The following is a 23,141-nucleotide window of genomic DNA, read 5'->3' on the forward strand; positions in this document are numbered from 1 at the left end:
TTCGTATTTGCGGACGGGCCGGGTCAAAAAAAGCTGCGCCCTTTTGGGAGCGCAGCGATGATTATGCACTGTAAAGTTGACAATTACTTTTTCATGTACATCACTTCCTTCACCAGTTTCACCGTACGCTCGATGTCGGGCAGGTACAGTTTCACCAGGTTGGGTGCGTAGTGCATGGGCGCGTCTACCGCGGTGATGCGGCGGATGGGAGCGTCCAGGTAGTCGAAACCTTCTTTCTGGATCCGGTAAGAGATCTCGGAAGAGATGCTGGCGAAGGGCCATTGTTCTTCCACGATCACCAGGCGGTTGGTTTTCTTCACGGACTCCAGGATGGTGAACCAATCGAGGGGGCGGATCGTGCGGAGGTCGATTACTTCGGCTTCGATACCTTCTTTCGCCAGCTCTTCGGCTGCGCCGAGGGCTACTTTCATCATTTTGTTGAAAGACACGATGGTGACGTCCTTACCGGCGCGTTTGATATCCGCTTTACCGATGGGGATGATGTATTCTTCTTCAGGAACTTCGCCCATGTCGCCGTACATCTGCTCGGATTCCATGAAAACCACGGGATCTTCGTCGCGGATGGCGGCTTTGAGCAGACCTTTCGCATCGTAAGGATTGGATACGGAGATCACTTTCAGACCGGGAATATTGGCGTAATAGCTTTCAAATGCGGTGGAGTGCTGTGCTCCCAGCTGGCCTGCAGAACCGTTGGCGCCGCGGAAAACGATGGGACAACCTACCTGTCCGCCGGACATAGCCAGCATTTTGGAGGCGGTGTTGAGGATCTGGTCGAGTGCCAGTACGGCGAAGTTCCAGGTCATGAATTCCACGATCGGACGGAGGCCGTTCTGTGCGGCGCCCACACCGATAGCGGTAAAACCCAGCTCGGCGATCGGGGTATCAATGATACGGCGTGCACCGAATTCATCGAGCATTCCCTGGCTAACTTTATAGGCACCGTTGTACTCTGCCACTTCCTCTCCCATCAGGAACACCCGTTCGTCACGGCGCATTTCTTCCTGCATGGCTTCTCTTAAGGCTTGTCTGAAGGCTATCTGACGCATTTGATTCTTTACTATATGTTTAATGATGTTCCTTTTTGAAAAGGCAGGGCAAATTTATCGTTTGTTTCCCAAAAAGCAAAGGAATTAGATTTTCTCTATGATCATTGCGCTGGCGCCCCCGCCCCCGTTGCATATCCCGGCAACGCCGAAACGGCCGTTTTCCTGCCGCAGGATGGAGGTGAGGCTCACGATGATACGCGCGCCGGAACAGCCGATCGGGTGCCCCAGGGCCACGGCTCCGCCCCAAACATTAAGTTTTTCGCCCGGGATGCCCAGGTCCTTTTCATTGGCCAGCGCCACGCAGGAGAACGCTTCGTTGATTTCCACGAAATCCATCTGCCCGATCTCCATTTTCGCCTTCGCGAGAGCGTTATTCACCGCTTTCACGGGCGTGGTGGTGAACCATTCCGGCGCCTGGCTGGCGTCGGCGAAGCTCACGATCTTTGCTAAAGGCTTGAGGCCCAGCTCTTTCACCTTCTCCCGGCTCGCCAGCACCACCGCGGCGGCGCCGTCGTTGATCTTGGAAGCGTTGGCGGCGGTGATCGTCCCGTCTTTCTGGAACGCCGGCTTCAGGGTAGCCATTTTCTCGAAGTTCACTTTTTTGAATTCTTCGTCTTCGCTCACAGTTACGGGCGATTTGCCGCCGGTGGTCACCGGAACGATCTCCCCGGCAAAATATCCTTTTTCCCAGGCCGTTGCCGCGCGCTGGTAGCTTTGTTTGGCGTAATTGTCCTGGTCTTCACGGGAGATTTTATACTCCGCCGCACAGATTTCAGCGGCGTTGCCCATGTGGAAATCTTTATACGGATCCCACAGGCCGTCGCGCAGGATACCGTCGATCACGGCGCCGTGTCCGAGGCGGTAGCCGTTGCGGGCTTTATCGAGATAATACGGTATGTTGCTCATGGATTCCATGCCGCCGGCCACCACGATATCGTTATCGCCGAGCAGGATGCTCTGGGCGCCGAGCATGATGGCTTTCATGCCGGAAGCGCACACTTTGTTCACGGTAGTGCAGGGCACGGTGTTGGGGAGCCCTGCATAAAGGCTTGCCTGGTTGGCGGGCGCCTGGCCGATGTTGGCGCTGATCACATTTCCCATATACACTTCCTGCACCTGCTCCTTCGCCACGCCGGCGCGCTCCAGGGCGGCGGCGATGACCGTAGCGCCCAACGTGGTGGCGGGAACCGACGCCAAAGCGCCGTTGAATGCCCCTATCGGGGTTCTGGCTACGGATACGATAAATACTTCTCTCATAAGTTAATGTTCCTCATGTTTTGGTGGAATCCCCAAATATACCGATTTGCCGGGCCGCCGCCAAAACGCCGCCTTTCATGAAATTTCCTGTAAGTTTGCATTTGCTTCCATCATCAAACATTTGATAGAAACCGGTATCAGGAAAACCAGTTTTTGCCGCAAAAAATGGATGGTTTTGAAACAAATTGCGTAATTTTTTGACAGACGCCAGATAACAGACGACCGGCTTTGATCACCCAAAATACCATACAGCAAATCCTCCACCGCATCGATATCATCGATGTGGTCGGCGCATTCGTGAAACTGAAGAAACGCGGCGCCAATTATATGGGCCTCTGCCCTTTCCATAACGAAAAATCTCCCTCTTTCACCGTTTCCGGCACCAAGGAAATCTACAAATGCTTCGGCTGCGGCAAAAGCGGGAATGCGATCAATTTCGTGATGGAGCACGAAAAGTACTCCTATGTGGAAGCCATCCGCTGGCTCGCGCAACGCTACCAGGTAGAGATCGAAGAAACGGAAGTCAGCCCCGAAGTGAAGCAGCGCCAGCAAATGGCCGACAGCCTTTTCATCATCAACAACTTCGCCCGGGATTATTTCGTCAAAACCCTCTTCGAAACCGACGAAGGCCAGAACGTGGGCCTTTCCTATTTCGAAGAACGCGGGTTCTCCGAAGAGATCATCCGCAAATTCCAGCTGGGGTACGCCCTCAACCTGCGCGAAGCGTTCGTCCGGGAAGCGCAACATAAAGGCTACAACCTGGAATACCTCCAGAAAACGGGCCTCGTTACCGTCCGCAACGATCAGCCGATCGACAACTACCGCGGCCGCGTCATCTTCCCCATCCACAACCAGAGCGGGAAAGTACTCGGATTCGGCGCGCGCATCCTCGTCAAATCCGACCGCGCGCCCAAATACATCAACTCCCCCGAAAACGATATTTACGTCAAAAGCAAGGTGCTGTACGGCACCTACTTCGCGCGGCACGCCATTGACAAGCTCGACGAATGCCTGCTGGTGGAAGGCTATACCGACGTGATTTCCCTGCACCAGGCCGGTATCGAAAACGTGGTGGCCTCTTCCGGCACCTCGCTCACCACCGACCAGCTGCGGCTCATCAAGAAATACACCAACAACCTCACCATCCTCTACGATGGCGACAACGCCGGCATCAAGGCCGCGCTCCGCGGGTTGGACATGGCCATCGAAGAAGGGCTGAACGTCAAACTGGCGCTGGTGCCCGATAAAGAGGACCCGGACAGTTACGTGCGGAAGATCGGCGCGGAGGCGTTCCGGCAATTCATCGCCGACAACAAACAGGATTTCATCCTCTTCAAGTTGCACGTTTCCATGAAGGAAGCGGGCAACGATTCCACGCGCAAGTCGCAGCTCGTGAACGAGATCGCGGAAACCATCGCGCGGATCGATAAAGTGGAGGATTTCACCCGCCAGCAGGATTATATCCGCCAGTGCAGCCAGTTGCTGAAAATCGACGAAGAAAGGCTGGTGGATCTGGTAAACAAATTCATCCGCGACCGCCTTTCCAAACAGGCGCTCAACGAGCAGAGCGGGAAAAAGAAAGGCGGGTTCGATGGGCCTCCCCCGACCGAAGACGGCCCTTCACTGGCGGAAATGTACCCCGAGTACTTCCCCGACGGCGCCGAAACGCCCGCAGCGCCATCCGAAAACATCTTCAACACTTCCGAACGCCAGGAGCGCGAGCTGATCAAGATCCTGCTGCGCTTCGGCGATAAGGTCTTCGACGAGGAACAAAAAACAACCGTCGCCGATTACATCTTCCATCTCCCCTACGATTTCGAATCCCTTTCCGAAAACGAAATCGTGAAACGCATCCTGCGCGAATACAAGGAAGCGTACGACCAGGGCTCTATCCCGGATAAGAAAATGTTCCTCTACCATCCCGACAACGATGTAGCGCGGAATGTGGCCATCATCCTGGAAGACAAGGAAGCGGAGCTGAGCGCGGCCTGGAAAGAGCGGTTCGAGATTAAGACCGTTTATGGCGACGACGCCTTCCGACGCGATACCATCAGCGCCACCAATTATCTCATCATCCGGAAAATCCAGAAACTGATCGCGGAAAACCAGCAGGAAATGAGCAGTACGGAAGATTACGAAGCGCAAATCCGCTGCCTGGAGATGGACAAGCATCTCAAGCAGATCATGAAGGAGCTCACCGAAGGCGTGGGCACCGTTATTTTCAAGTAGTTTAAGGGAACAACGTTATTTCCGCTCCCACGTTTCGAACGTAAAGGCGTAGGCATGCTTTTCGTCGGCCGGATGGTCTTCGGCATGAACGCGCTTCCATTCCGCAGGGTCTACTTCGGGGAAAAAGGCGTCGCCTTCCACCGTGGTGTGTACGCGGGTGAGATAGATGCGATCGATCTGCGGCCAGGCCTGGTTGATGATTTCCATCCCTCCGATCACGAAAATTTCCTTTACATCGTCCTGCTCCGCGAGCGCGAGGGCATCGGCCAGGGAATGCACGACCGACACCCCGGCCGGAGCATAGTCCTGCTGCCGGGTGATAACGATATTATGGCGCCCTTTGAGCGTGGCGCCGCCGAGGGATTCGAAGGTTTTACGGCCCATGATCACGGGGAATCCGTAGGTGGTATTCTTGAAGAATTTGAAATCGTCGGGCAGTTTCCAGGGGAGCTGGTTGTTGATACCGATGACGTTATTCTCGGAAGCGGCTACTATTACGGAAATCATACGGCTACGGGGGCTTTGATGTGAGGGTGCGACTGGTAATTTTCCAGGGTGAAATCTTCGTATTGGAAAGCGAAGATATCCTTCACATCCGGGTTCAGTTTCATTACCGGCAGCGGGAACGGTTCGCGCTCGAGCTGGAGGCGGGCTTGTTCGAAGTGGTTATTGTAGAGATGGACGTCTCCGAAGCTGTGGACGAATTCGCCCGGCTGGAGGCCGCACACCTGCGCGATCATGAGTGTGAGCAATGCGTAAGACGCGATATTGAAAGGGACGCCCAGGAAAACGTCGGCGCTGCGCTGGTAAAGCTGGCAGCTCAGTTTGCCGTCGGCCACGTAAAACTGGAAGAGGCAGTGGCAGGGGCTGAGGGCCATTTGCGGCAGGTCGGCCACATTCCAGGCGTTGACGATGAGGCGGCGGGAGTCCGGGTTCTTTTTGATCTGCTCCACCACGTCGGTGATCTGGTCGTACGTTTTACCGTCGGCGCCTTCCCAGCTGCGCCATTGCTTGCCGTACACGGGCCCGAGGTCCCCTTCGGCGCTGGCCCATTCGTCCCATATCTTCACCCCATGCTCCTGGAGGTAATGCACGTTGGTATCGCCTTTCAGGAACCAGAGCAGTTCGTAAATGATGGATTTGAGGTGCAGTTTCTTGGTGGTGACCATGGGGAAGCCCTGCTGCAGATCGAAGCGCATCTGGTAGCCAAAACAGCTGCGGGTGCCGGTTCCGGTGCGGTCAGTTTTGTCCGCCCCGTTGTCGAGGATATGTTGGAGGAGGTCTTTATACTGTTGCATATACACTGCAAACTTAATGGTAAATGAAGAAATTCAATACATTTTCTCCTGGTTACCTTCAGGTACGTTACTGCTCCTCTGCCGCAGCGCGCTACAAATAGCAGGATGAAATAATATAACCTAATCCGCACACATAAACAAATCCCGTTTTCCGTAAATTTCGTTAATCTGCAAAAGTGAACCTGGCCCCATGGCGTTACAACAACCAAAACCGGCAAATAGCATCAATTCCGATATTTAACCAATTGAAAAACAAGCAAGGATAAACACCCGACAATTAGCAGCAACACGTATTGAAAAACAGGACCTGACTGAAAAACCAAAACAGCAGAAGTCAAGACAAATTAGCAGCAGATGTATGTAGCAGCAAGGCCATATCGGTGCGGGAGGGTCCTCTAAATCTAACCTGACATGCGCTATCAAGCCACAGATCCGTAGCAGCAACGGCATACCGTGTTTTTTATCAACCTCACCATTTACAAACCTCTAAATCGCCAGCACATGCATTTCCTCAAACAATGTACCTGGCTGCTCATCCTGCTATGCGGGGCGTTATGCGCCCATGCCCAGCAGCGTGTCAGCGGCCGCGTGACGGACACCGAAGGCAACGGCCTGCCCGGTGTTACCGTACGCCTCCTTAATTCCAACCGCGGAACCGTCTCCGACATCACCGGGAAATTTTCCCTGGAAGCACCCGCCGGCAGCACGCTCGTCTTTTCCTTCACCGGATACAAAACCCTCCGCCGGGAAGCTTCCACCACGGCCATGACCGTGACCCTGGAAGAGGATTTCGCCAACCTCGACGAAGTGGTGATCACCGGCCTGGCCACCAGCGTGAAGCGCAGCAACCTCGCCAACGCCGTGGCCACCCTTTCCGCAAAAGAGCTCTACGGCGTTGCGCCCGCGCAAACTTTCGATGCCGCCCTCAGCGGCAAGATCCCCGGCGCACTCATCACCGCCAACTCCGGCGCGCCCGGCGGCGGCATCTCCGTGAAGATGCGCGGCGTCACCTCCATCTTCTCCAACAGCCAGCCGCTGTATGTGGTCGACGGGATTTTCATCAGTAACGTATCCGTTCCCGCAGGCCTCAATATCATCACCGCCGCTTCCAGGGCGGGGAACGAGCAGTATCAGGACAACCCCTCCAGCCGCGTGGCCGACATCAACCCGGACGATATCGAGAACATCGAAGTGCTCAAGGGCGCATCCGCTTCCGCCATTTATGGTTCCAAAGCCGCGGCGGGCGTTGTTATCATCACCACCAAAAAGGGCCTCTCCGGCCGAACGCTCGTGAAAGCCCGTCAGGATGTAGGGTGGACGCAGGCCCGGAAGCTCCTCGGCATGCGGCATTTTACTGAAGAAACCGCCTTCGATAAAGGCGGCGCCGCCGCCAGAGACGCCTTCATCGCCGCCCGCGACGCCGGCAAACTATACGACCACGAAAAAGATATGTACGGCGAAAAAGGACTCCTGCTCAACACCAACGTCAGCGTGACCGGGGGCGACGAGCGCACCGGGGTGTTCTTCTCCGCCAACCGGAAAGACGAGCAGGGCATCATCAAAAACACCGGTTATCTCAACAACTCGCTGCGCCTGAATGTAGACCACCGGCTTAACAACCGCATCTCCGTGGGCCTGCGCGCCGCTTACATGAAAACCTCCGCCGACCGCGGGCTTACCAACAACGACAACAACTCCGTGACCTACGGCGTGGCGCTCTCCGCCGCCCCGGAATATGTGCCCCTCCGGCCCGACGCCGACGGCAATTACCCGGTGCTCGTGGGCGGGCAAAACCCCATCGAGCTGCGCGACAAAATGCGCAACAACGAAACCGTGAACCGCGTGATCACCGGCGGCGAGATCAAAATCCTCCTGCATGAGCAGGACAACACTAATACCCGGCTGATCGTCCGCGGTGGTGTGGATTACTTCCACCTGAAAACGGAAGCTATTTTCCCGCGGTCGCTGCCGTTCATGCGCAACAACCTGGAAGGCGCGTCGATCCAGGGGAATACTTCCAACCTCAATTCCAACCTGGCCGGCATCCTCGTGAACCAGTTCGCCGCCAACAAAAACCTCAACTTCACGACCTCGCTTGGAGCCACACTGGAAACCAATTACCTCGACATGATCCTGGCCACGGCCACCAACACCACGCCGCTGCAAACAAACGTGGATATGGCCGCCAACGCCGCGCTGCAGCAATTCCGGACCAAATATCGCGACAATGGGATTTTCCTGCAGGAAGAAGTGCTCATCATGGACGCGATCACCCTGGGCGCCGGAGTGCGCTTCGACAGGTCCACCAATAACGGCGACTGGAAGAAATATTTCGTGTTGCCAAAGGGATCATTTTCCTGGAACATCGCCAAAATGCCGTTCTGGAAGATGCAGCTGATCAACAGCCTCAAGCTTCGCGCGGCATACGGGCAGTCGGGCAACGTAGCGCCTTACGGAGCGCGGTTCCTGGCGGCGCTGCCGAACAATATCGGCGGCAATGGCGGGGTGCTGGTCGACAATCAGCTCGGCAACCCCGACATCAAGCAGGAAAAGCAAACCGAATTTGAAACGGGTGTAGACGTAAGCTTCCTCAACGGGCGGCTCACGCTCGAAGCCACCTATTACATCAAGAAGATCTACGACCTTCTCATCCGAAGGAACCTGCAGCCATCCACGGGCTTCACGGCACAGTGGCTCAATGCGGGCGACCTCCGGAACCAGGGCATTGAGATCGGCATCAGCGCATTGCCGATCAACAAAAAGAATTTCCGGTGGAACACCCACATCAATTTCTGGAAAAACAAATCCAAGATCACCGAGCTGCTGATCCCTCCTTTCCCGATGGGCGCATTCGGCAACTCGCTGGGTAATTTCTATATCGAAGAAGGTAAATCCGCCACCCAGATCATCGGCACCCTCGGCGAAACGCCGGGCATCGGCGTGCTGGGGAATTCAGAGCCCGACTTCCAGCTGAGCACCATCAACGAAATCAATTTCCTGAAAAATTTCAGCTTCCGTTTCATGCTGCACTGGAAGAAAGGCGGGGATAACATCAACCTCAGCCAACTGCTGAACGACCTCAACAAAACTTCGGCCGATTACGACGACGACCGCAATGGCAACGGAATTAAAGACGGCATCGACCGCAACACCGCATTCGGCAAGGGCGAAGCCGCCGGTTTCGTGCAGGACGCTTCTTACGTGCGGATCCGCGAAATCGGGCTGTACTACCAGGTGCCCGTGCCACGGAATAAATATATCACCGGCATCAACATCGGCGCGTCACTGAACAACTGGATCACCTGGACGAAATACAACAGTTACGACCCGGAATCCTCCAACTTCGGCTCCAACACGCTTTCCACCGCCACTTCACGCGGCAGCAATGGTTTGTCGAGCGGTGTGGAGGTAATGCCATACCCGGCATCCAAGCGCGCGACTTTCCATTTCGCCGTAACGTTCTGATTGTTTCATCCGAAAATTTTGATCATGAAAAAGCATCTTATCATATGCCTGGGCGCGCTCCTCTTCCTGGCTGCCTGCCAGAAGGGAGAAATCCCCAACCTCAACAGCCCGATCGTCGACGATGCGATCCGTAACGGCACTAAAGTCAAGCTCGACAACCTCATGGTAGGCCTGGAATCCGGCACCCGACAGAGCCTGGCCACTTATTACGACGCCATCGGCGTGATCGGCCGGGAGATTTACCGTTTCTCCGCTTCGGAACCGAGATATGTAGGCGAGTTGATGGGCGACGGTACCCTCGACAATAACACGTTCTATATCACCAACCCCTGGGCCGCGCGCTACCGCGTGGTGCGGCAGGGCAACATCATTCACGACGCCGTGGCCAACGCCAATTACATTTCGGATGTGCAGAAGAAAGGTTATACCGGTTACACCAAAACTATCATGGCCTACCAGCTGCTGCTGAACCTGAACATGACGTATACCAACGGCATCCGTACGGATGTGAAAGATCCCAACAACATCGGCCCATTCCGTACTTACACCGAATCATTGGCTGACATTGCCGCCCTCCTCGACCAGGGAAAAGCGGAGCTGACCGGTGCGGAGATCGCTTTCCCGGTGACGATCGGCGCCGCCAGTGCGGCGGACCTTCTCAAATTCAACCGGGCCATCGCCGCGCGGGTGGCGATCTACCGGCAACAATGGGCGGCGGCGCTCACGGCGCTGAACGCGTCTTTCTTCCACCTGAACGGCCCGTTTGAAACAGGATACTTCCATTCTTTCAGCAACAAATCAGGCGACCAGCTCAACCCGCTGTTTTTGCCGCAGAACACCAATTCCGGGGAGTTCCGGCTGGCGTATTCCTCCTTTTCGACTGACATTCTGCCGGGAGACGACCGCATCGCCAAAGCCACCCTGCGCGACATTCCCATCACGCAGGAAGGCCTTACCGGCACCCGCGACGTCTGGATTCATTTCAACAACGAATCACCCGTGTACATCATCCGTAACGAAGAATTGATTTTGATTTACGCCGAAGCGAAGATCCAGCTGAACCAGCTGCCCGACGGCATCGCAGCCATCAACCGGCTGCGGGCGGACCACAACCTGACGCCTTACGCCGGCGGCGTTACGCAGGCCGCATTGCTCAACGAAATGTTGTACCACAGGCGCTATTCCCTGTTCGGGGAAGGTCACCGCTGGATCGATATGCGGCGCTATAACCGCCTCAACCAGCTGCCCAATCCCCGGCCCGGCGATAAAATCTGGAATATGTTCCCCATCCCGCTCACGGAAGGAAGCTGATGCCGGAACACTTTAAAAAATGAGAGGGCGCCCCTGCAAGAGGCGCCCTCTTTTCTTTTACATGGCAAAAGAATAAGATGGTTTCCGTTTAATGCCGCCATTGAAGGCGGTTAGATATGTGTAAGACGTACCATATCTTCCAAATGTTACAGGCCCGCCCGGAATTAAAAAGCCGCTCCCGGTGGAAGCGGCTGTCTTTTTGCGCCAGAATATTTATAACCCCCTGCGTTTCATTTCTTTACGAATCAAACCCAACTCCCGGCCCATTTGCCCGGCGATGGAAGTATTTTCCTGTGCACGGCGGATCAGGTAAGGCATTACGTCCTTCACCGGCCCGTAAGGCAGGTATTTGGACACGCGGTACCCCGCATGCGCCAGGTTGAAGGTAATATTGTCGCTCATGCCGTACAGCTGGGAAAAGCTGACGCGGGGGCTGTTGTGCGGTATGTTTTTCTCGTCCATCAGTCGGGCGGCGAGCATGCAGCTGTCTTCGTTGTGGGTGCCGATGAACACGGCCAGAGAATCCAGGCGGTCGAGGCAGAAGTGCAGTGCGTCGTTATAGTCTTCATCGGCCGAGGTTTTGTCTGGCTGGATGGGGGAATCGTAATTGAATTCTTCGGCTCTTTTGCGCTCCTTCTCCATATATGCGCCACGCACGAGTTTTGCGCCGAGGAGGTAGCCGTTGGCCTTGGCGAGGTCAAAGGATTTTTTGAGATACTCCAGGCGGTCGTGGCGGTACAGCTGGAAAGTATTATAAACGAATACGTTGCCTTTGTTGAAGCCGCTCATCATCTCATCGGTGAGATCATCGACCGGTTGTTGCACCCAGGATTCTTCGGCATCTACCAGCACGGCGATCTTGGCTTTGGCGGCGGCGGCGCAGATGGTGCGGATGCGTTCGCGGACGCGGTTGAACTCAGCCTGTTCGTCGGCGTTGAGGGCCTGGCCGGCGTGAATTTTTTCCAGCAGTCCGAACCGGGCGAAGCCGGTTACCTTGATGGGCAGGAACGGGATGTAGGGTTTGCCGGCGGCGAACTGGATGGCGCGGAGGAACTCGGGCACGGCGTTATCATAGTTATCTTCCCCTTCGAGGGCTTCCACCCCGTAATCAAGCGCTACGCCCACGCCATAACGGCCCAGGGCTTCTGCGGCGCGGACGGCTTCTTCCAGGGATTCGCCTCCGCAGAAATGATTGAAGATGGTGCTTTTGATAATGCCTTTTACGGGAAGGCGCAGTTTGAAGGCGAGCGGCGTGGCAAAGGCGCCGAATTTCACCAGCCAGGGCTTGCCGATATTGCTGAACAGAAAGTTCGCTCTCTTCAGTGCTTTATCCGACATATGCTCGAAGGCAATGGCTGTATTCTCAAACGATAACGGTTGGTGTGGTTCCATGGGCGGCAAAGTTAAGGGGAACCGCCGTTTCTAAAAAAATCTGATTTTTCTTATGATTTTTTTCTGACATACAACAGATAGAACCAGTAAGCGGTTCAGCTGATTTTTTATTATATTGTAGCCGGGACTTACAACAAATCTTTTTATTCCCAACCATGAGTGCACGCATTAAGCAAAACAGACGGCCACGTTTTCCACTGTATATGAAAAAGCGGCGCAACTGGCAACCTACCGCCCTTGCGCTGATCCTTGTCATGCTTATAGTCGGCGGCGTGTTGTACTACCTGGCCGGCCGCCACCAGCGCAGCTCCGGCATGTTGCAGCCCGGTATCCGGTATACCTTGTACCAGAGCCGTTACGGGGAAAGAAAGGCGGTACGCCTGCCCGACAGCACGCTTGTCATCCTCAATTCCCGATCCCGCCTGTATATGCCCGAAGGTTATCCTGGCCTGCGCGAACTGGTGCTCGACGGGGAAGCTTTCTTTTCGGTGCCGGATGGGCCGAAGCTCACAGTTTGGACTGACAAACTCAAGACAGTTACGCCCGGCGCGACATTCCGCCTGCATAGCCTCGAATCGCAGCAGGGCGCGTTTTGCTATGTGCTCAGCGGTTCGGCCCACGTCCGGAAATCTTACCACTCGCCATCCGACAATCAGCCGGAAGACCTCCTGGCCGGGCAGAGCGTGCTCGCCAATAAAATGATCGACCTGATGGAAAAAGAGACGTTCGAGCTGGAAGAACAGCGCGATTGTTTGAATAACCGGCTGGTGTTCCACAATACGCCGCTGCCTGCAGCGTTAAAGAAGATGGAAGACTGGTATGGTGTGGAAATGGAAGTGAAAGGCAAACGCAGCGATCCCTCCCGCAATATCACCGGCGAATTCAGCAAGGAAACCCTGCACGAAATGCTCGACGCCCTGCAGGATAGCATCGGTTTCACCTACCGCATTACCCGCGACAAAGTCGTGATCAAATTTTAAATAAGTCAGACCCCATATCCTCTGGAAAAATGCTACGGATGGGGCAAATAGAAAAGGGTGACGCAAAGCGGAAGCTTTCGTCACCCTTCTGTATTTTTCAGGCCCGGCGTGATTACCACTCGCGTTCTTCCACTGGCAGGTTGCGGATGAAATTATCGAACATATCGCCGTCGTAATCGCTGTAGGCGCCATAAGCGTTGATGATGTACCCTTGAATCCCGTCGTTGTTTTCCAGGAGGTAGAGCACGGCGGAATCGTCCGGGTTGGATTCTCCTTCGAACCGGTAGGTGCGGATGATCTTCACACCTTCGGCGCTGAAGGTCCGGCCGGAGTCGGAATCGAGGAGGTTCCCATCTTCCATCAGGCGCAGTTCATGGTCCACGCCCCTTTCTTTCAGCACTTCCATTACGTCTGATAGCGTCGTCATATTGTGTCCAGGTTTTGTTATCATATCGTGCAGCATTTTAATTGATCCACTTATCAACAAAACAAAGGGCCGGGCCAATTGTTTATCAGCTCAGTTCCATGCCAACGCGTTTCAGCAGTTCGAGCGTTTTGCGCACGCCTACGTCTTCCGCGTCTTTCGACCCTTCGTATTCGATGCCGATAAAGCCGGTATATCCCGCATCTTTCACAATTTGCAGCATTTTCCGGTAATCGGTGGCCGTTTCGTTGCCATTGGCATCAAAATCATGTGTTTTGGCACTTACACCTTTGGCGAAGGGCATCAGTTCCGTTACGCCTTTGTAACGGTCGTACTCTTCGAGGCATTTGGTGGCGGCCCATGCTTCGGGTGTGTTGGCGGTAGGCTCTGTGCGTTTGATGCAGAAGTTGCCGAAGTCGGGCAGGGTGCCGCAACCGGGCTTGTTGACGCCTTTCATCACATCGCTCAGCCAGATCCCATTGGAGGAGAAACCGCCATGGTTTTCCACGATTACGCCGATATTGAAATCTTTCGCAAAGTCGGTCAGGCGGCCGAGGCCGTCGATCGCCGCTTTCTTTACTTCCTCTTCCTTACCATGGCCCGCGGCATTCACGCGAATGGAATGGCATCCCAGGAATTGCGCGGCTTCCACCCATTTGTAGTGGTTCTCTATCGCCGTAGTGCGTTTCTTCGGATCCAGATCGCCCAGCTCGCCTTCGCCGTCGCACATGATAAGCACGCTGGTAACGCCGTTATCGTCGGCACGCTTCTTCATGTCGGCCAGGTAGTTTTTATCCTTGGCTTTGTCTTTGAAGAACTGGTTCACATATTCCACCCCGGTAATGCCGTAATCTTTTTTCGCTTTTTCAGCGAAATCGAGATTGGTCATTTTACCGGACCAGATGGCGTTATGGAACGACCATTCGGCCAGGGATATTTTGAAGAAAAGGTCTTTCGCCGCGGCGTTTCCACTGGTGCTGTCAACCTTCGAGGAGTCGCCGTTGCCGGCAGTTCCCGCGTTATTGCAGGCGGAAAGGAAGGCGGGACCCAGCGATACGCCGGCGGTGAACATGCCGAGCTGGCGAAGAAAATGTCTGCGGTTCGTGGATGATGACATGGGTGTAAAAATTTGAAGTAATGAAACAGTAAAGACTACACGTTGAACTCCGTGAACGTGGAAGTATCAAACAATTTAAGCAAAAAATAACAGTAAAAAAAACGGCATTCGGGACTTACGCCTGTTCCTGGCGCCAGAAATAATAATTGAGTACGGCGCGGATCTCTCCGTACCCGACATCGTCGCCGAGCTGTTCCTTCATTTGGGTGAGCCCTTGTCCGCTTGCGTTTTCGATGGTGCGGAGGATCCATGCGAGGCGGTTGCCGTCGGGCACCACATCGCGGATATCCAGCTCGCCTTTGCGGATAAAATCGGCCAGGTGGCTTTCGATAGTGGACACGGCGAGCCCCCGGCGGGCGGCAATCTCTTCGATGGCCAGACCTTCCTGGAAGAACTGCAGGCTGGCGCGCTGGCTGTTGCCCGTTTCGGGTTTGGATTTGCGGGGCTTCGCCGTTTTACCGGCTTTGAGGTGCACCTGACTTTGCAGGCCATGGCGCGCGCAATACGTCTGCATCACCTCCAGGAAAGGCTCCCCGTATTTGGCGAGCTTCACTTCCCCGAAGCCGGAGATGCGGGTGAGGTCGCCCAGGCTTTGGGGAAGCCAGGTGCAGAGTTCCGCCAGCGTGGCGTCGGAGAAAATGATGTAAGGCGGCACCCGCTCCTTTTCCGCCAGGCTCTTGCGCAACTGCTTGAGTTCCGCCAGCAGCAGGGGCTGCGGTATATCACCGCCGTTGCGGGCGGAACCGGAAGTGGAGATAGCGGCGGAAGCGGCGGCGGGCGCGGTGAGTTGCACCTGCACTTCGCCCTTGAGGACCGACCAGCTCGTATCGGTGAGCTTCAGCACGGGGTATTCGCCGGACGATTGCCCCAGGAACCCGAGCTGCATCAGCTCCCGGGCGTATTGTTTCCATTGTTCTTTTCCGATGTCTTTCCCGATGCCGTAGGTTTTGATTTCCTGGTGGGCATCGCGCACGCCGGCGCCTCCCCGCAGGAAATCCACCACGTAATTCAGCCCGAACCGCTCCTGGAGCCGGTAAACGGCGCTGAGCAGTTTCTGCGCGGCTACGGTGCCGTCCGCCTTTTCATACTGGCCCTGGCAGATATCGCAATTGCCGCAGGCATCGGGGGCGCCTTCCCCGAAATAGCGCAAAAGATACTGGCGGCGGCAGGTGATGGTTTCACAAAGGCCCACCATCTGCTCCAGCTTGCGGAGCATCACGGCGGATTGTTCCTCGTTGCCTTCCACGCTGGCGAAGCGCTTCATTTTGAAAACGTCGCCGGCGCTGTAGAAAAGAATGGCTTCGGATGGCAGCCCGTCGCGGCCGGCGCGGCCGGTTTCCTGGTAATAGCCTTCGATATTCTTAGGCAGGTCGGCATGCACGACGAACCTGACGTTGCTTTTATTGATGCCCATGCCGAACGCGATGGTGGCCACCATGATGCGGACATCGTCGCGCAGGAAACGTTCCTGGCGCTCTTCGCGGAGGTTCCTTTCGAGCCCGGCGTGGTAGGCGGCGGCGGAGAATCCTTCGCGCTGGAGGTCTTCCGCGAGGGATTCGGTGCCGGAGCGGGAGAGGCAGTAGATGATGCCGCTATCGTCGGGCCGCTGGCGGAGATAATCGACCAGTTGCTGATAATAGTCTTTTTTGGGGCGGATGCTGTAGTGGATATTGGGCCGGTTGAAGGAATTTTCGAACACGGCGGGGTTGCGGAGCCGGAGTTTTTCGAGGATATCCTGCTTGGTGATGGCATCTGCTGTAGCGGTGAGGGCGATCACGGGCACGTTGGGGAATTTATCCTTGAGTTGTCCGAGGGCGAGGTATTCCTGCCGGAAATCGTGGCCCCAATGGCTGATACAGTGCGCTTCGTCGATCGCGAAAAGCGCGACTTTCTGCCCGGCGAGCCACTGCATGAAGTTCGCTTCGCCGATCAGGCGTTCCGGCGCGAGGTACAGCAGTTTTACATGCCCCTGCTGCAGCATCTGCATGACGGTCTGCTGTTCGGACATGGACTGCGTGGAATTGAGGAACGCGGCCGTAATGCCGTTCTGGCGCAATGCGTCTACCTGGTCTTTCATCAACGCGATCAGGGGCGACACCACGATGGTAACGCCTTCCATGGCCAGGGCGGGAAGCTGGTAGCAGATAGACTTTCCGCCGCCCGTAGGCATTAAAACCATCGTATCCCCACCATTCAGCACATGCTCGATGATAGCCTGCTGATTATGACGGAATTGCGTATAACCGAAATGTTGTTTCAGCAGTGATAACAGCGCCTGCATACCCTAACTTAATTTTGCTTCCGGGCAAATATAGGATAAAACGATGTGCATAAATTTAACATGAACAACTATCCCGGTAAGGAATAATTCGATAAATTTATAACGAGAGTCTGAAAAAGCTAAATCGAAACAAGACTGATACAACTGTCGCACACACATCACCCAAACAACTGAACACTGAAACTTATGGAACTGCTGGCACCCATTCCTACACTGGCTACACCGTCGCTCCAGGAGACGGTAGATTTTTACGTTTCCGTATTGGATTTCACCTGCAAGACGCTGGATGAGACATGGAAATTCGCTTCTATTCAAAAAGACAAGGTGACCATGCAACTGGTGCACCCGCAGGCGAAGTTCCCGTTCGGCAGCTCCACGCCTTTTGAAGAGCCCGTATTTACCGGCGCCATTTACATTCACATGGATGGCATCGATGAATTGTGGGAAAAGGTGAAAGACCGTGCGGAAGTATGCTTCCCCGTGCAGAATTTCGATTACGGCATGCGCGAATTCGGTATTTACGACAACAACGGATACCTGCTGCAATTCGGTCAGCAGATCAGCGCGTAATCCGTCATTTTCCGCCATCGAATGGAAGGCCCCGCCTTCCTCCCGATAAAAATATTCCCCCAGGCTTGCCGCAAACGGCAGTACCTCGGGGAAATTTTCATGCGCGTTACCCGCATAAGCGGCTTACCTGTTAGTACGGTTACAGTACGGTATCCCTACTAAGCCTGTACTGATTGAATAGGCCTGATACCCATCGGTATCGGTCTTGTCCTGATAATGGTTTACAGTTTTGTGGTGTAAACCTATTTTAGGACGTGACCCCTATTTTGAGCTGTAAAGTAAATCCTGTAGCAAGAGGATCCTTCTGTAAAGCTATAGCTGTATCGATCTCCGGGACTGTAAAGTAAATCCCGTATTTATTAATCATACCCTGTAAGGTTTTTTCAGTATAAGACAGTATAAGACACAACGGGCTTAACGATACATTAAGCCACCTGTAAGCCACCCCTGAGCTACCTATGAGCTACCCCTATATGGGGGTAGGATATGGGTAAGATATGGGTGGTATATATATGGGATATGGGTAAGATATCCCTTCCTGAACCCTGTGCAAAGGTTACGGTAAGGGCACGGTATATCCCGGCAGGAGGCGCAGTCCGGCTGCTGGCGTTAAGGGAAAGATAAAAAGGGGAAGATGCGGTGCGACGGCGGGCGATAAAAAAACCGCAGCGCTGACGCTGCGGCTATTATCCATGATAACTCACATTCCTTCTGCTCCTGTAGGGTTTTCCGAGGACAATGCGTTTTAAATGGAAAATAGGTTTATGTGAAGCGACGATAATCAATGCGTTGCGGACGACAGATTTAGATTTACATAAATATAGTTAAATTCGCTGATTCGCAACCACTTTTTTCTAAAACCCCGCTTCCGCATGAAACCTGCCCTCATCCTGCTTCACGGCGCATTGGGCGCCATTCAGCACTTCGACAGCATCGCTTCGGTTCTGGAGGATCAGTACGACGTTCACCGGTTCAACCTCCACGGCCACGGGGGCACGCCTTTACCTGAAACTCCGCTCCGCATCGAAGGTTTCACGGCGCAGCTGATCGATTACATCCGGCAGCACCACCTCGCCCCTGCCGCCGTTTTCGGCTACAGTATGGGCGGGTACGTCGCCATGCAGGCCGCCATCCAGGCGCCCGATACCATTGCCCGCATCCTCACCCTGGGCACCAAATTCGACTGGACGCCCGACGTGGCCGCCAAAGAAGCCCGGCAGCTCAACGCCGACTTCCTCCGCGACAAAGCCCCCGCATTCGTGAGCCAGTTGGCCGAATTCCACGGCGCGGCCGCCTGGGAACCGCTGCTACCCGCCACGGTAGGTCTCATGGAAGCCCTCGGCGAGCGCCCCCTCCTCACCCCGGAAACCGTTGCCGCGGTGGAAGCGCCCGTCCGCCTCATGGTGGGCGACCGCGACCACATGGTGAGCATCGAAGAAACCCTGGGCATCTTCCGCAACCTGCCTAACGGCTCCATGGTGGTGCTCCCCGAGACCAAACACCCCATCGAGAAGGTGAACAAGGCCGTGCTGATCTGGGAGATCCGTTCGTTCATGACCCTGTAAACGGGGCGCAGCGGCATAAAAAAGGCGCTCCCGGCCGGGAGCGCCTTGCGTGTCCGCGCGAGCGGAAATTATTTAACTACCACTACTCCATCAGCCACGATTACGATGTCCTTTTTGGGCGTTTTGATCTTTTCGATTTCTTCTTTGCTCTTACCGGCGTCTTCCGCGTAATGGCGCAGCCTTTCCACCGAGGTTTCCGTCACATTCGCCGTGCCTTCCACCACCACGGTTTTACCCACGATATTCTGCGGCATAAAAAAACCGTAATCGGTGAATTTCACCATTACCGCCTCACCGTTGCTGCGCTCCAGTTTCATGAAACAGCCTTTCTTTTTGCATACTTCCACCACTTTCCCTTCAATTTTACCATTGTAGGAAGTGGATTCGCCGATCTGCTTTTCGAGGTCCGACAACGCTACAGCGCCCTGAGCGTCAATGCTTTTGCCGTATGTAACGCCGGGAGCCGCGGAAGCGACCTTATCCTGGGCCTGCGCTCCGCCGCCAGCCAGCAGGGCCGCAGCAAACAAGAAGAATATTTTTCTCATAAGGTCAGATGATTTTTAACGTCTTGCCCAAATATACGCCGTAAACCGGCCAAATCATCAGCCCATTTTTTCATAATTTATGAGATGTTATAATATATCTTTGCAGTGTGGATTTTACCACCGGATACACCATCTGAAACGGGCGTAGCTACGGCGCGCCCGTACTTTTTCAACCATCCCCGCTGATTTTCCCTATCGCTTCGGCAAACGCCGCCCCGATCGGTATTTCCGCATCGCCCACATACACATTGTTCCGGTCGATACGGTCGACGCGCGCATTGGCCACGATATACGAGCGGTGAACGCGGGTAAACTGGCCCGTGGGCAGCAGATCGAGCGCTTCCTGCATGGAGAGGCGGCTCAGCAGCTTACGGTCGCCCAGTACGAACTGTACATAATTTCCGGCGCTTTCCACGAACAGGATATCCTGGAAGGCAATCTTCCATTGCTCGTATCCGCTTTTGATGAAAATATAATCCTGGGCCTGCGCGGCGGCGGCCTGCGGACGGTCCTGCTTCAGCACCATGAGGCTGTGCGCCTTATTGCATGCTTTCAGGAAACGTGCCAGGGAAAAGGGTTTCAGGAGATAATCGATCGCATCCAGTTCAAAGCTCTGCACCGCATGTTCGGAATACGCGGTGGTGAAGATGGTCATGGGCGGCTCGTGGAGGCCCGACAGGAAATCGAGCCCCGAGATATCCGGCATTTTGATATCGAGGAAGAGTAAATCAATCTTTTCGCGCCGCAGGTAGTCCATGGCTTCGAACGCATTGGTGAAGGTGCGCTTCAATTCAATGAAAGGCACCTTCTCCGCATGCGCGGCAATCACGGACAGTGCTACGGGTTCGTCGTCGATCGCGATGGCGGTCATTTTCATAAGTACAATTTACAATTTCAGGCCTTATGGAGTAACAGCAACCTGCGCGCGGAATCCCAGAGTTTGCGGAAGCTGCGCCCATCGGCCTGTTCCCATTCCTCCACCAGTTTTTCCGACTCGCGCCGGCGGGCGCTGGCCGTCAATCCGAAAATATGGTCCATTACTTCTTTATCCGCCGCGCCCGCGCCTTCATGGAAATGCGCCTGCAGCAAGCGTTGCTCTTTGGCCGTAAGCTCCGACTGGCTGACGCTCGCCGCCGTCATCGCCGCCAGGCGCGCGTCGTATTCGCCTTTGGGCATCATGAGTTTGGTGAGGAGGGGCATGATTTCGATGAGGGTGATGATGAACACGATGAGCCGGTAGCGTTGTTGCAGGGGCGGACGCTCTTCCGTGAGCGTGTTCAGCGCCTCGATCTGCGCCAGGAAGCCGTCGGTCAGCGTAGCACGGTAGGCGGCTTCGCGGATGCTGTCTTCCGCCTGGATCACCGCGAGTTCCTGCAGGGGCCCCTCGCGGAGGACGGCGGTTTCGGAACGGAGTTGCCGCAATGCTTCTTCGGCTTTCAGGTATTCGTTCCGCTTCACTTTCGCCACGGCGTACTCGCCGATGCGGCCAGAGCCGCCGGTACCGTCGGTTTCGCGGATATAGGCGTCTTTATAATCCTGTACCTGCTTTTCGCGGCCGGCCAGGTTTTTATCATATCCCGCCAGCTGGTTGCGCAACCGGTTGGTCCGTTCGGCGTTATAAGCGGTTTGATGTTGCCGGTATGTCTCCATCTTCTTTTGCCGGTCTATCACCATTTGCGCCTGCACATCTTTCTGGAACAGCATCAGCACTACCGGTTGCGAAATAAACAACCCGATGGTAATGGCAAGAATGAGGCGGAAGGCCACGGGCAGTACCTGCGGCTTGCCGTTGCGCTGCATGGCGGCGATGAGGCTCCTGTCGATGCAGAGCACGGCGAACCCGAAAAAGAGCGCCAGTCCGCCGATGAGAAGATCGTCTTTCACGACGGTAGAAAAGAAATACCCCCAGGACAGGGTCGCGAAAAGGGCGGTAACGAGCACTGCCAGGCCGATGATGCGGTATCTTTCCCTGTCGGCTTTGCATTCGGCGAGCACTTCCGGGTCGGCGGCGGCGAGCCACCAGAGGAAACGGCTCCATCCGTCGGGCTCGTAGTTTTTAACGGGTGTGTTTTCGGCTGGTTGTTGCGTGGTTCCGGTCATGCTGCTACAATAATTTATCGGAAGTAATGGTAAGATGGACAAAGAATTCGGTGGCGGTTTGGCGGATGGAAAGCTCGTGGCGGCCGGGGTACAGCAATTGCAGGCGGCGGCGGACGTTATTCAGCCCGATGCCGAGGCTATTCCTTTCCGGGTCATTTTCGGGCCGCGGGTGGATGCTGTTGTAGGCATCGAAGTAGATATGTTGCGCATCGCAGGACATCGACACCACGATCCACGACCGGTTCCGGAGGCTGATGCCGTGTTTGAAAGCATTCTCGACGAAGGGGATCAGGAGCATGGGCGCGATGCTGTGCTCGCAATCAGATTCCTGGATGTTGACTTCGATCTTGATATCGGGGGATTCCTGGGTGCGGAGGCGCTGGAGGGAGATGTAATTCTGGAGATAGGCGACTTCCTTGCTGAGGTGGATTTTTTCTTCCGTGTTCTCGTGGAGCATGAACCGCATCATATCCCCCAGCTTCTGGATGCCTTCGCTGGTGCGGGCGGCGCGTTCCTGAAGGGCGGTGCCGTATAGCGTGTTAAGGGCGTTGAAGAGAAAATGAGGGTTGATCTGGGAGCGGAGAAAGTCCAGATTGGCGGAAGAGCGACCCAACGCTTTTTCCAGGCTCAACACCTCATTTTTTTGTTTCAGGGTCAGCCGCGTGATGCCCCAGGCCAGGGGTACCACCAACAGCAGTTCGGCGCCCAAAATCATGAAATAATACCCGACCATCCCGCGGATGTTGGTGGTAGCATCGAACAACACGCTGGCGGCCACGAAAGTGACGAGCACCACCACGATCGCGTTGGGGAACAGCTGTTGCCAGCTGCGCTCCTTGCGGAGGAGGGGCTGGAAGAAGCGGCGGCTGAGGAAATAATACGCGATCACGTAGCAGCCGCCAACCCAGAAGAGGAAATTGGTGCGGGCAGGCCGGCGGTCGAGGATGAAAAAGAATGTCAGCGACAGCCAGACAATAACCATCACGATCATATCGGCAGGTACTTTCACGCCCCTGATGCGGCCCATCCATCCTTCCTGGGCGCCGGTGAGCAGGAGCACCTTCAGCCCGTAATACGCCGCAAATCCCACCAGCGCCACAAACAGGATGATCGCCGCGCGGCCGGCGCACCAGAGGTGAAATGCGGATACAGTTGGGAATGTGGTCAGAAAGCCGTACCACCAGCTTTCGGCGACCATCATCATCGCCCAGGCGCATACAGCCGTTGCCAGTGCCAGCACCACACCCCGCCAGTTGCGCCTGTGCTCGATGAACTCGGGCATCACACGGATGTTCAGCATGAGAAACCCACCAAATGCAGCGGTGGCGAATAGCAGTCCGGGCCATACGGTATGGAGGAAATGATCGTAGTAAAGTCCTTCCCTTTCGAACTGGTGCGCCTGCCAGGAATAAGTGCGGACGTCATAGGAAAGGACAGGGAACAGGAGCATCATCCATGTCAACAGGTAAAAACCGGTTGCTACCCATATTTCCACCTTCTGGAATTTCTTCATGCGGGATTCTTTGATGCAATATTAACA

At 55.2% G+C, this 23,141-nt stretch carries 19 protein-coding genes; 6 read left to right on the plus strand and 13 right to left on the minus strand.

Annotated elements, in window-relative coordinates; genetic code table 11:
* Positions 1-83: 83 nt before the first annotated feature.
* The 3 genes from WJU16_RS06350 to WJU16_RS06360 form a co-directional block, all read right to left on the minus strand.
* Positions 84-1,067: a pyruvate dehydrogenase complex E1 component subunit beta gene (locus WJU16_RS06350; RefSeq protein WP_341837487.1), complete on the minus strand. Its 984-nt coding sequence runs from the start codon at positions 1,065-1,067 to the stop codon at positions 84-86.
* Between the two features lie 84 nt (positions 1,068-1,151).
* Positions 1,152-2,324, minus strand: a complete 1,173-nt coding sequence (locus WJU16_RS06355; RefSeq protein ID WP_341837488.1) for an acetyl-CoA C-acyltransferase — start codon at positions 2,322-2,324, stop codon at positions 1,152-1,154.
* Positions 2,325-2,337: 13 nt separating this feature from the next.
* The gene (locus WJU16_RS06360) at positions 2,338-2,508 is read right to left on the minus strand and encodes a hypothetical protein (RefSeq protein ID WP_341837489.1); all 171 of its coding nucleotides are present in this window, start codon (positions 2,506-2,508) and stop codon (positions 2,338-2,340) included.
* A gap of 44 nt (positions 2,509-2,552) precedes the next feature.
* Between WJU16_RS06360 and dnaG the strand changes: the two genes are divergently transcribed.
* Complete coding sequence (gene dnaG, locus WJU16_RS06365; protein ID WP_341837490.1) at positions 2,553-4,553, plus strand: DNA primase; 2,001 nt, start codon at positions 2,553-2,555, stop codon at positions 4,551-4,553.
* Between the two features lie 15 nt (positions 4,554-4,568).
* On the opposite strand, the gene WJU16_RS06370 is transcribed toward dnaG, so the two are convergent.
* Positions 4,569-5,060 (minus strand): dihydrofolate reductase, encoded by a 492-nt coding sequence (locus WJU16_RS06370; protein ID WP_341837491.1) that lies wholly within the window; start codon positions 5,058-5,060, stop codon positions 4,569-4,571.
* The gene (locus WJU16_RS06375) at positions 5,057-5,851 is read right to left on the minus strand and encodes a thymidylate synthase (protein ID WP_341837492.1); all 795 of its coding nucleotides are present in this window, start codon (positions 5,849-5,851) and stop codon (positions 5,057-5,059) included. Before WJU16_RS06375 ends, WJU16_RS06370 begins: the two co-directional genes overlap by 4 nt.
* A 501-nt stretch (positions 5,852-6,352) precedes the next feature.
* Between WJU16_RS06375 and WJU16_RS06380 the strand changes: the two genes are divergently transcribed.
* Together WJU16_RS06380 and WJU16_RS06385 are read left to right on the plus strand one after the other, a co-directional pair.
* Positions 6,353-9,316, plus strand: coding sequence for a SusC/RagA family TonB-linked outer membrane protein (locus WJU16_RS06380; RefSeq protein ID WP_341837493.1), 2,964 nt, complete (start codon positions 6,353-6,355; stop codon positions 9,314-9,316).
* A gap of 24 nt (positions 9,317-9,340) precedes the next feature.
* The gene (locus WJU16_RS06385) at positions 9,341-10,627 is read left to right on the plus strand and encodes a RagB/SusD family nutrient uptake outer membrane protein (protein WP_341837494.1); all 1,287 of its coding nucleotides are present in this window, start codon (positions 9,341-9,343) and stop codon (positions 10,625-10,627) included.
* A gap of 213 nt (positions 10,628-10,840) precedes the next feature.
* Here the strand turns inward: WJU16_RS06385 and WJU16_RS06390 are convergent, their stop codons facing one another.
* Positions 10,841-12,019, minus strand: coding sequence for a proline dehydrogenase family protein (locus tag WJU16_RS06390; protein ID WP_341837495.1), 1,179 nt, complete (start codon positions 12,017-12,019; stop codon positions 10,841-10,843).
* 203 nt (positions 12,020-12,222) lie between these two features.
* Here WJU16_RS06390 and WJU16_RS06395 point away from each other — a divergent pair, with 203 nt between their 5' ends.
* Positions 12,223-12,999 (plus strand): FecR domain-containing protein, encoded by a 777-nt coding sequence (locus WJU16_RS06395; RefSeq protein WP_341837496.1) that lies wholly within the window; start codon positions 12,223-12,225, stop codon positions 12,997-12,999.
* A 112-nt stretch (positions 13,000-13,111) separates the two neighbouring features.
* Here WJU16_RS06395 and WJU16_RS06400 read toward each other — a convergent pair whose 3' ends face one another.
* From WJU16_RS06400 to recQ, 3 genes are all read right to left on the minus strand, one after another.
* Positions 13,112-13,426, minus strand: a complete 315-nt coding sequence (locus WJU16_RS06400) for a hypothetical protein (RefSeq protein ID WP_341837497.1) — start codon at positions 13,424-13,426, stop codon at positions 13,112-13,114.
* Positions 13,427-13,511: 85 nt separating this feature from the next.
* Entirely contained in the window at positions 13,512-14,540 is a 1,029-nt protein-coding gene (locus WJU16_RS06405; RefSeq protein WP_341837498.1) for a sugar phosphate isomerase/epimerase family protein, read from the minus strand.
* 115 nt (positions 14,541-14,655) lie between these two features.
* On the minus strand, positions 14,656-16,821 hold the full coding sequence (gene recQ, locus WJU16_RS06410; RefSeq protein WP_341837499.1) for a DNA helicase RecQ: 2,166 nt from the start codon (positions 16,819-16,821) through the stop codon (positions 14,656-14,658).
* Positions 16,822-17,007: 186 nt separating this feature from the next.
* Between recQ and WJU16_RS06415 the strand changes: the two genes are divergently transcribed.
* Together WJU16_RS06415 and WJU16_RS06420 are read left to right on the plus strand one after the other, a co-directional pair.
* Entirely contained in the window at positions 17,008-17,391 is a 384-nt protein-coding gene (locus WJU16_RS06415; protein WP_341837500.1) for a VOC family protein, read from the plus strand.
* An 872-nt stretch (positions 17,392-18,263) separates the two neighbouring features.
* Positions 18,264-18,956, plus strand: coding sequence for an alpha/beta fold hydrolase (locus WJU16_RS06420; protein WP_341837501.1), 693 nt, complete (start codon positions 18,264-18,266; stop codon positions 18,954-18,956).
* 68 nt (positions 18,957-19,024) lie between these two features.
* Here the strand turns inward: WJU16_RS06420 and WJU16_RS06425 are convergent, their stop codons facing one another.
* The 4 genes from WJU16_RS06425 to WJU16_RS06440 all read right to left on the minus strand — a co-directional run bounded on the left by WJU16_RS06425 (position 19,025) and on the right by WJU16_RS06440 (position 23,114).
* Complete coding sequence (locus WJU16_RS06425) at positions 19,025-19,501, minus strand: DUF4920 domain-containing protein (RefSeq protein ID WP_341837502.1); 477 nt, start codon at positions 19,499-19,501, stop codon at positions 19,025-19,027.
* A gap of 169 nt (positions 19,502-19,670) precedes the next feature.
* Entirely contained in the window at positions 19,671-20,378 is a 708-nt protein-coding gene (locus WJU16_RS06430; RefSeq protein WP_341837503.1) for a LytTR family DNA-binding domain-containing protein, read from the minus strand.
* Positions 20,379-20,395: 17 nt separating this feature from the next.
* A complete protein-coding gene (locus WJU16_RS06435) occupies positions 20,396-21,601 on the minus strand; it encodes a DUF4407 domain-containing protein (protein WP_341837504.1) in 1,206 nt (401 codons plus the stop codon).
* 4 nt (positions 21,602-21,605) lie between these two features.
* A complete protein-coding gene (locus tag WJU16_RS06440; RefSeq protein WP_341837505.1) occupies positions 21,606-23,114 on the minus strand; it encodes a histidine kinase in 1,509 nt (502 codons plus the stop codon).
* Positions 23,115-23,141: the final 27 nt, after the last annotated feature.

Origin of the sequence: Chitinophaga pollutisoli (assembly GCF_038396755.1) — a bacterium.
GTDB classification, from domain to species: domain Bacteria; phylum Bacteroidota; class Bacteroidia; order Chitinophagales; family Chitinophagaceae; genus Chitinophaga; species Chitinophaga pollutisoli.